Origin of the sequence: Sphingobium limneticum, from assembly GCF_008710165.1 — a bacterium.
In the GTDB taxonomy this organism is placed as follows: Bacteria; Pseudomonadota; Alphaproteobacteria; order Sphingomonadales; family Sphingomonadaceae; genus Sphingobium; species Sphingobium limneticum.
This window is the reverse complement of record NZ_VYQA01000009.1, coordinates 203,041-211,639: the sequence shown is the minus strand read 5'-3', so window position 1 is coordinate 211,639 and position 8,599 is coordinate 203,041. Positions and strand designations below refer to the sequence as shown.

9 protein-coding genes are annotated in these 8,599 nt (G+C 61.9%); 6 read left to right on the top strand and 3 right to left on the bottom strand.

The window, feature by feature from the left end; all coding sequences use genetic code 11:
• Nucleotides 1–594: electron transfer flavoprotein subunit beta/FixA family protein (locus tag F4U95_RS13900; protein ID WP_150426080.1), on the bottom strand; the 594-nt coding region annotated here is incomplete at its 3' end.
• Nucleotides 595–722: 128 nt separating this feature from the next.
• Between F4U95_RS13900 and F4U95_RS13895 the strand changes: the two genes are divergently transcribed.
• Together F4U95_RS13895 and F4U95_RS13890 are read left to right on the top strand one after the other, a co-directional pair.
• Nucleotides 723–1,490 (top strand): FadR/GntR family transcriptional regulator, encoded by a 768-nt coding sequence (locus F4U95_RS13895; protein WP_150426094.1) that lies wholly within the window; start codon nt 723–725, stop codon nt 1,488–1,490.
• A 69-nt stretch (nt 1,491–1,559) separates the two neighbouring features.
• Complete coding sequence (locus F4U95_RS13890) at nt 1,560–2,750, top strand: CaiB/BaiF CoA transferase family protein (protein ID WP_150426079.1); 1,191 nt, start codon at nt 1,560–1,562, stop codon at nt 2,748–2,750.
• Nucleotides 2,751–2,788: 38 nt separating this feature from the next.
• On the opposite strand, the gene F4U95_RS13885 is transcribed toward F4U95_RS13890, so the two are convergent.
• Nucleotides 2,789–3,928 (bottom strand): acyl-CoA dehydrogenase family protein, encoded by a 1,140-nt coding sequence (locus F4U95_RS13885; RefSeq protein WP_150426078.1) that lies wholly within the window; start codon nt 3,926–3,928, stop codon nt 2,789–2,791.
• Between the two features lie 152 nt (nt 3,929–4,080).
• On the opposite strand from F4U95_RS13885, the gene F4U95_RS13880 reads away from it, so the two are divergent.
• The 4 genes from F4U95_RS13880 to F4U95_RS13870 all read left to right on the top strand — a co-directional run bounded on the left by F4U95_RS13880 (nt 4,081) and on the right by F4U95_RS13870 (nt 7,002).
• Nucleotides 4,081–5,313: a LysR family transcriptional regulator gene (locus F4U95_RS13880; RefSeq protein WP_120250174.1), complete on the top strand. Its 1,233-nt coding sequence runs from the start codon at nt 4,081–4,083 to the stop codon at nt 5,311–5,313.
• Nucleotides 5,314–5,666: 353 nt separating this feature from the next.
• Nucleotides 5,667–6,578 (top strand): beta-1,6-N-acetylglucosaminyltransferase, encoded by a 912-nt coding sequence (locus tag F4U95_RS13875; protein ID WP_150426077.1) that lies wholly within the window; start codon nt 5,667–5,669, stop codon nt 6,576–6,578.
• A 48-nt stretch (nt 6,579–6,626) separates the two neighbouring features.
• Nucleotides 6,627–6,755, top strand: coding sequence for a hypothetical protein (locus F4U95_RS25375; RefSeq protein ID WP_269462532.1), 129 nt, complete (start codon nt 6,627–6,629; stop codon nt 6,753–6,755).
• Between the two features lie 16 nt (nt 6,756–6,771).
• On the top strand, nt 6,772–7,002 hold the full coding sequence (locus tag F4U95_RS13870; protein ID WP_150426076.1) for a hypothetical protein: 231 nt from the start codon (nt 6,772–6,774) through the stop codon (nt 7,000–7,002).
• 96 nt (nt 7,003–7,098) lie between these two features.
• Here the strand turns inward: F4U95_RS13870 and F4U95_RS13865 are convergent, their stop codons facing one another.
• Entirely contained in the window at nt 7,099–8,586 is a 1,488-nt protein-coding gene (locus F4U95_RS13865) for an aldehyde dehydrogenase family protein (RefSeq protein WP_150426075.1), read from the bottom strand.
• Between the last annotated feature and the right edge of the window lie 13 nt (nt 8,587–8,599).

The window sequence follows — 8,599 nt, the reverse complement described above, 5'->3', positions numbered from 1 at the left end:
AGGCTTGGCCTTGGCCTTCATGATGTTGGGCAGCGACGCATAGCGCGGTTCGTTCAAGCGCAGGTCGGTGGTGATGATCGCCGGGGTGTTCAGCTTCACCGTTTCCAGTCCGCCATCGACTTCGCGGGTCACGTTGACGCTGCCATCGGCAACCTCGACCTTGCTGGCGAACGTACCCTGCGGCAGGTTCAGCAGCGCGGCGAGCATCTGGCCGGTCTGGTTGCTGTCGTCGTCGATCGCCTGCTTGCCCAGGATGATGAGGCCAGCGGCCTCCTCTTCCTGCACCTTGGCGAGCAGCTTGGCCACGCCCAGCGGTTCGACCTCGTCATCCGTCTGGATCAGGATCGCCCGGTCGGCGCCCATGGCGAGCGCCGTGCGCAGCGTATCCTGCGCCTTGGCGACGCCGATCGACACCGCCACGACCTCGGTCGCCACGCCCTTTTCCTTCAGGCGGATGGCTTCCTCGACCGCGATCTCGTCGAACGGGTTCATGCTCATCTTCACGTTCGCCAGATCGACGCCCGTACCGTCCGCCTTCACACGCGGCTTCACATTATAATCGATAACCCGCTTCACGGGCACAAGGATCTTCATCTCAACATCCTCCTTTAATGGTCAGACCATTATAATTTTATGTGCCTGTGTCAAGCATGCTGGTCGAACCATTGCCCGATGCGATGCAGCAGGTTAGCGTGCATTTTCGCTTTATAGGTTCGCCCGACATGAAAACGCCGTCCGCCATCCCCAACTTCGCGCCGATCAGGACGCAACGTGCCTTCGAGGTCATATGCGAGCAGATCCGCGCGCAATTGGCGGCGGGCACGTTGAAGACCGGCGACAAACTGCCGGCGGAGCGCGAATTGGCGGCGGAGTTTCAGGTGAGCCGCAGCGCCCTGCGGGAAGCGTTGCGCAGTCTGGAGGTCGCGGGGATCATCCGTAACGTCAAGGGCGTGAAGGGCGGGTCTTTCATCCAGTCGGCCGAACCCGACCGGATCGTGCAGGCGATGCAGGACTATGTGCATCTGGGCAATATATCGCTGGACGAACTGACCGAGGCGCGTTTGGCGACGCAGGATATCATCGTCCGGCTGGCCTGCGAGCGGGCGAGCGACGCCGATCTGGCCGAACTGGAGGCGATTGCCGAGCGGACGCGGCAGGAAAGCGATGTAGAGGCGCGCTACGAATGTGCGGCGGCCTATTATCGCGTACTGGCGCGCGCGACGAAGAATCGCATGTTCGGCATCTTCGTGGATTCGCTGTCCGCCATCCTGCATGAATTCGTGCAGGGGCCGGATTATGAGACGTTGCAGGAGACGTTGATCGAATCCCGTTTCAAGCTGGTCCGCCATTTGCGGGCGCGCGATGCCGATGCCGCCGCAGCGGAGATGCGCAAGCATCTGGAACGGGTGCATCGCCATGTCCGCAAGACGCTCAAGGCGCAAAACATCCCGGCCAAGGCAGCGAAGGCGCGGGGCAAGGCCCCCGCCTAGATTGACCGCTCATTTCTATCATGCAATAGGTAGGACCATTCAACATTTTGGTTCTATCGGGGATGAGGCATGGCTGAACAACAGGCAGCGACCAGGGGCGATGCGCTGGCCGACGTGCGCGTGCTGGATTTTACCAGCGTGATGGCAGGCCCGTTCGCGACGCGGATGCTGTCCGATCTGGGCGCGGACGTGGTGAAGATCGAATCGCTGGAAGGCGATCAGGTACGGGCGCGACCGCCGGTGCGCGATGGGCATAGCGCCTATTTCGGTCATCTGAACGCGGGCAAGCGCTCGATCGCCTGCAACCTCAAATCTCCGGACATTCGCGCGCTCATCCTGGATCTGGTCGAGCGGTTCGACGTGGTTGTGGAAAATTTCCGACCTGGCGTGATGCAGCGTTTCGGGCTGGATTATGCGACCCTCTCGGCGATCAATCCGCGCCTCATCTATTGTTCGATCTCCGGCTATGGGCAGGAGGGGCCGAAGGCGCATCATCCCGCCTATGCGCCGGTGATCCACGCGGCCAGCGGTTTCGACATGGTGAATCTCCATTATCAGGATGGTGCCGATCGCCCGGCTACCGGTGGCGTTTTCGTTGCCGATGTGCTGGGCGGTACCCATGCCTTCGGCGCGATCCAGGCGGCGCTCTATCAGCGGGAAAAGACCGGTCAGGGGCAGCATATCGACCTGTCGATGCTGGAGGCGATGGTCGGCATGCTGGTGTTCGAGGCGCAGGAAGCGCAATTTCCTGGTGGCGCGCGGCGGCCGCTCTACTCGCCCCTGCGCACGAGCGACGGCTTCATCATGGTGGCGCCGACCAGCCCCCGCAATTTCGAGCAGTTGAGCGATGCGGTGGGGCATCCGGAATGGCGCGATGATCCGCGTTTTCGCACCAACGCCGATCGCAATGCCAATTGGGCGACGCTGCTGGGCCTGACCGAGCAATGGACGATCGAGCGGACATCGGCCGAGGCGGAGGCGATCCTGTCACGGCATGGCGTGCCATGTGCATGTTATCGGGACATGGCGGCGGTGCTGGACGATCCGCAACTCGCCGCACGGGAGGCTTGGACGACGATCCATGACGGCGCCGGTCCTTTTGCCGTGCCCAATCCACCGTTCCGCATGAGCGGGTCGCGGGCGCAGCCGCGCGATCTGGTGGCGCAGCTGGGCGAACATGGCGCATCGTTGCTGCGGGAAGAGCTGGGATTGTCCGAGGAGGCGGTCGCGGACTTGCGGACGGCCGGGCAATTGATCTGACGATTGTGGGAGGGGAATGGCTTCCCCTCCCGAAACGTTTAGCGCAGCAATTCGCGTGCGATGGTGTTGCGCTGGATTTCCGAGGAGCCTTCGTAGATCCGGGTGATGCGGATGTCGCGATAGAGGCGCTCCACCGCAAAGCCGCGACAATAGCCGTTGCCGCCGAAAATCTGGACGGCGGTATCGACTGTGCGGCTGCCCGCTTCGGTCGCGAACAGCTTGGCCATGGACGCGCGTTCGCGGCTCTTGTCACCCTGATCATAGCGCCAGGCGGCGTCGAGCAGCATCAGCCGGGCGGCGCGCATGTCGGTCGCCATATTGGCGAGATAGTGGCGGATCGCCTGAAATTCGGAGATGACGCCGCCAAAGGCCGGGCGCACCTTCGCTTCCTCGATCGCCAGTTCCAGCGCATATTCGCCCATGCCGACCGCCGTGGCGCCGACATTGATCCGGCCTTCATTGAGGCCTTCGAGCGCGTAACGGAAACCCTGGCCCTCTTCGCCCAGCAGCGCGTCGGCCGGAACCTGGCATTCGTCGAAGCTAAGTTCATAGACGCCGGGCGAGGCGGTGCCCATCAGTTCGATCGTCCCGGTGACGGAGAAGCCGGGGGTGTCGGCCGGCATCAGGAAAGCGGAGATGCCGTTGCGGGCGCCCGCTGCCTTGTCCGTATAGGCGTAGACGATGACATATTTGGCCTTCTTCCCGTTGGAAATGAAGGTCTTGCTGCCATTGATGCGCCAGCCGTCGGCGTTGCGGACAGCGGTGGTGCGCATCGAACCCGGATCGGAACCGCTATTGGGTTCGGTCAGCGCAAAGGCGATCGGAATTTCGCCCGTGGCCATGCCGGGGAGGAGGGCTGCGCGCTGTTCCTCACTGGCATGATAGATGATGTTCTTCGCGCCCGGTCCCATCAGCGGACGCAGTTCGGTCCAGAATTGGGGCGGAAGGCGGGCGAGTTCGATCTGTACCGCCGCCTGTGCCAGGGCGCCGAGGCCAAGCCCGCCATAGGCTTCGGGCAGGGCCATGCCGAAATAGCCGTTATCGACGAGCGTCTGGCGCACGATCGGCGGGATGACGCCTGTTTCCTGAAATGCGACTTCATGGGGCAACAGGTCGCGCACGATGGTGCGCGTCACGTCGCAAAATTCCTTGATATCGTCTGGCAGTTCGAAATCCACGGGGCTTCCCCTCCTTCATGAATGAGACAACGAGTTGGACAACTGAATTGCTTTATTGTCTATAATGGTCCTACCATTTGATAAATGGTCAGTCCATTTAAAATTTCGATCCGGCTGGCGTTCCCGGTGGGAGGGATTAGGATGCAGCCACCATGTCTACCGACCCGTTCGATCTCAACCTGCGGCACCTGCGCGCGCTCCTCGCGATCCGGGAGCATGGCGGCATCACGGCCGCCGCCGATGCGGTCAGCCTGTCGCAACCTGCACTGACGCAGGGTCTGGCGAAGTTGGAGCGACAGTTCGGATATACGTTGTTCGAGCGGCGGTCGGGCGGCATGATTGCAACGCCGATGGGCGAAATCGTGATCGATCGCGCGCAGGCGGCGCTGGAGCATCTGTCGGTCGGGGCCAAGGGCCTGTCTGCGGTTTTCCTGCATCCCGAGCGGTTGATGACGATGACGCAATTGCGTGCCTTTCTGGCGCTGGCGGAGGCAGGCAGCTTCGCGTCTGCTGCGCAGGGCACCGGCCTGTCGCAGACGGCGGTGCATCGCGCGGTCGGCGATCTGGAGCAGATGATCGGCGGCAAGCTGGTCGAGCGGCGCGGGCGGGTGGTGTGGCTGAACCCGGCGGGCAAGCGGCTGGCGCGCGGTACGCGGCTGGCGGTGGCGGAAATATCGGCGGCGATCGCCGATCTGGGTCTGGATAGCGGCAGCGGCAGTGAGTTGATCGCCTTCGGCGCGCTGCCGCTGTCACGGCCCTATCTGGTACCGGCTGCCATGGGCCGGTTGACGCGGGAGGAGCCGCGCGCGGCGTTCAAGGTGCTGGAGGGCAGTTGGCGCGAACTGGTCGAGCCGCTGCGCGACGGGGTGATCGACATGATCGTCGGAGCGCTCCGCCCCTATGAGATTGCCGATCTTTACCAGATGCCGCTGGTGGAGGACCGGCTGGTGATTGCGGCGGGTAGCGGCCATCCACTGGCGCAGGTTGCAACGCCGACCATGGCGCAACTGGCGGCCTATCCCTGGATCGTCGCGCCGGCCAATTCGCCGCTGCGCGAACAATGGCAGCAACTCTTCGCCGACCAGCCGCAGCCGGCGACGCCGATCGAGTGCGGATCGGTGATGATCATTGGTCGGCTGTTGACCGAGGGGCATTTCCTGACCTTGCTGTCGCCCGATCAGGTGGCGTTGCAGATCCGCAGCGGATTGCTGACCCAAATCGGCCCGCCGCTGGAAACCAGCCGCCGCCTGGTGGGCATCACCACGCGCCGTAGCTGGCGCCCGACCGCGATCCAGCGGCGATTTCTGGACCTTGTGAAGGACGCGGCCACGCGGCGCGTGGAAGAAGCGGCAGTCGTTGGGTTGCGCGGTGAAGGATGGGTCTAGGGCTGTGACGGTTTGCGCGTCTTGGCAATTCGATAAATATTTCAAAAATGACAGATGGAAAAATATCAGAAAATATTTCGTAACCCCTGATATACCGGTATTAACCTGCAAATATCCTTCTCAAGCCGGACTAGCGAAATGATAATATCTACGCGGGCGATATTCTTGTAATTTCGATGCGGCGTCGCCATATATATGAAGCGCCTTTGCTTTTAAAAAAACGCAATTCTGTCTGGCGTTGCCTCTTCACGATCAGAAATTCATTTGATTGGCTTTCCTGAGGCAGGAGGCAGTTGTCGTCATTTCCGGGCATATGGCAGCCGGCGAATGGCGCAGTCGATGAGGCGTGCCCAATGATCGCATATTTTCTTCTCGTCCATCGTTACCCAGAACAGTTTAAGCGCTTGTTCAAGGCGATCTACCTTCCTGGCAATCAATATGTCGTCCATGTGGACAAAAGTTCGGGCGAAGATCTGGAAAAGGACATCGCGACTTTTCTGGAACCGTTCCAGGGGGTGGAACTTCTGGAACCGAAAAACGCGCTATGGGGTGGATATAGCCTGGTCGACGCCGAACTGCGCGGCATGGCCCGGCTTCTTTCCATGGATGCGTCCTGGACCCATTATATCAATCTGTCCGGGCAGGATTTTCCGCTCAAGAGTCAGAATTACATCCGCCAGTTTTTTGCCGCCCATCCCGGCAAGCAATTTATTCGCGCGCTGGACCAGCGCAAGGAACGCCCCGACACGCTGAACAGGATCAGCCATATCTTCACGGAGGAGGATGGCGTGATGACGGCGACGGGTGTGGCGCGGCCCTATCTGCCGGGCGATACGCCGTTTATCGGCACGCAATGGAAAGCCGTGACCCGCAGCTTTTGCGAATTTGTCTGTCATGATCCGCAGGCCGATCGGTTCAAGGCATTCTATCGTAACAGCTTTATCGCCGACGAAGCCTTTTTCCAGACGGTCATGATGAACAGTTGCGATCAGAGCAGCGTCATGAACGACGATTTGCGCATGATCGACTGGGTGCCCGATGGCGACATCAAGTTGCGCCCGCGCAATTATGAAGGGGCCGATCTGGATCAGCTGCAACGCAGCGACGATCTTTTCGCGCGTAAATTCGATGCCGAGGAAGATCCGGACATTCTGACTTTGCTGGAAAATCATCTGCGATCCCCCGCAGCGAATATCTATCGGGCGAAAGCATATGTGCCGCCGATCCCGCTTCATACTGCCGTGCGGGAAGTCGTGGCTGCCTGAAGATCTGCCCTTCGCCTTCCCCTCATCCGGTCCTGAAAGGACAATAGCATGGCCAAGTCACAGAAAAAATCGAACCGCGAAATTCGCAAGCCCAAGGCGGAAAAGCCCAAGAGCAACGCATCCAAGCCATCGGAAAAGGGCGGCGTCGTGCCGGGACTGGAACATATGAAGCGGTAGGGAAGGAGCAAGGCACATGAGAATTTCAGTGGCGCATTGTCGCGAGCAGGAAGCCCTGCACAGGGGAAAGGCCCTGAGCGAACCTTTGGAAAACCGCCGGAAAATCGCGCTGGCGGCGGCCAAGGCCTGGGCGGTCGAAGCGGCTCTGGCTGAGAAAGTGGCGTCAAGAGTGGGGGCACTCAACATACTCGACGCTGCCATCGCGCTGGAGTTTGCAATGGAGACGAAATCGGGAATGGCCGAATAAGGATTTTACCCTTCCCAAAAAGGGGCGCCCAGATTTGAAACGGCGCGGGCCGGAGCAACTCCACCGCCGCCGTTTCAAAAATGCGCCCGCTCTTCTTCAGTCCAGCTTGATCCACACCGCCTTGGTTTCCAGATAGTCCTCGATATGGTGCGGTCCGGACTCCCGGCCGAAACCGCTCATGCCATAGCCGCCGAAGGGGACGCCGGGGTCGAGCATCTGGTAGCAATTGACCCAGACCGATCCGGCTCTGATCCCCCGCGCCATGCGGTGCGCAGTGGCGAGATCGCGGGTCCACACGCCGCTGCCCAGGCCAAAGCGGGTGGCGTTCGCGCGCTCCAGCACTTCCTCGATCGTCTCGAAAGAGAAGGCGGACAGGACCGGGCCGAAAATCTCCTCCCGCGCGATCGTCATGTCGTCGGTGACATTGTCGAAGATGGTGGGCGCCAGGAAATAGCCGTCGTCATAGCCGGTGCCCGACAGGCGGCCGCCGCCGGCCAGCGCACTGGCGCCTTCCGCCACGGCGCTGTCCATGAAGCCCAATATCTTGTCCATCTGAAGCGCGGAGACGACCGGGCCGATCTGGGTTTCCGGGTTCAGCGGATCGCCGACCTTGATCGTTTTCGTGAAGGCGGCGAGCCGTTCCATGAACTCGGCCCGGATCGAGGACTGGACGAAGAGGCGAGTGCCGGCCGAACAGATCTGGCCTGAATTGGCGAAGACGGCCATGGCAGCGGCGGGCACCGCCTTGTCCAGATCCGCGTCGGCAAAGACGATATTGGGGGACTTGCCGCCCAGCTCGACCGTGACCCGCTTCATGGAGGCGGCGGCGGCGTGCAGGATCTTTTCGCCCACGCCCGTTGATCCGGTGAAGGCGATCTTGTCCACGCCGGGATGGCTGGAGAGCGCCGCACCGGCGTCGCCCATGCCGGTCAGGATGTTGATGACGCCCTCGGGCACGCCGGCCTCCAGGCACAATTCGCCAAAGCGCAGGGCGGACAGCGGGGTCTGTTCGGCCGGCTTCATGACGAGGGTGCATCCGCTGGCTAGGACCGGGCCGGCCTTCCACACGGACATGCCGATCGGACCGTTCCACGGGTTGATCGCCGCGACGACGCCGATCGGTTCCTTCAGCGTATGGGACAGGACATCGCCGGGCGCGCTGTTATCCAGCGTTTCGCCGGCGATCAGCGTCGCCTGACCCGCATAATAGCGTAGCAGGCTCCCCGCGCGCGCCTTGCCAAGAATGGTGCGGCCATAGGGCGCGCCCAGGTCCAGCGTGTCGAGCATCGCCAGTTCTTCATAATGGGCCTCCACCAGATCGGCGAGGCGCAGCATGATGCGTTGCCGTTCCGCGCCCTTCATGCGGCTCCATGGACCAGTGAGCGCAGCGCGAGCGGCCTTGACCGCGCGATCGACATCTTCCGCGCCGCCCTGCGCCACCAGCGCGAGCAATTCGCCGGTAGCGGGGTTGCGAGTTTCGAACCGCTTGCCCGACAAGGCCGGCACGCGCTGACCGCCGATCAGCATATCCTGTTCGGGTCGGTCGAGCAGGGCAGGGCGAGGCGGGATGGTGGTGATGGTCATAAGTCTCTCCGGG

What these genes read in the sequence shown, in the direction of transcription:
- F4U95_RS13875 (WP_150426077.1), top strand. Translation starts at nt 5,667, where the DNA reads ATGATCGCATATTTTCTTCTCGTCCATCGTTACCCAGAACAGTTTAAG.
- F4U95_RS13890 (WP_150426079.1), top strand. Translation starts at nt 1,560, where the DNA reads ATGGCTGAACAACAGGCAGCGACCAGGGGCGATGCGCTGGCCGACGTG.
- F4U95_RS13880 (WP_120250174.1), top strand. Translation starts at nt 4,081, where the DNA reads ATGTCTACCGACCCGTTCGATCTCAACCTGCGGCACCTGCGCGCGCTC.
- F4U95_RS13895 (WP_150426094.1), top strand. Translation starts at nt 723, where the DNA reads ATGAAAACGCCGTCCGCCATCCCCAACTTCGCGCCGATCAGGACGCAA.
- F4U95_RS13870 (WP_150426076.1), top strand. Translation starts at nt 6,772, where the DNA reads ATGAGAATTTCAGTGGCGCATTGTCGCGAGCAGGAAGCCCTGCACAGG.
- F4U95_RS13865 (WP_150426075.1), bottom strand. Translation starts at nt 8,586, where the DNA reads ATGACCATCACCACCATCCCGCCTCGCCCTGCCCTGCTCGACCGACCC.
- F4U95_RS25375 (WP_269462532.1), top strand. Translation starts at nt 6,627, where the DNA reads ATGGCCAAGTCACAGAAAAAATCGAACCGCGAAATTCGCAAGCCCAAG.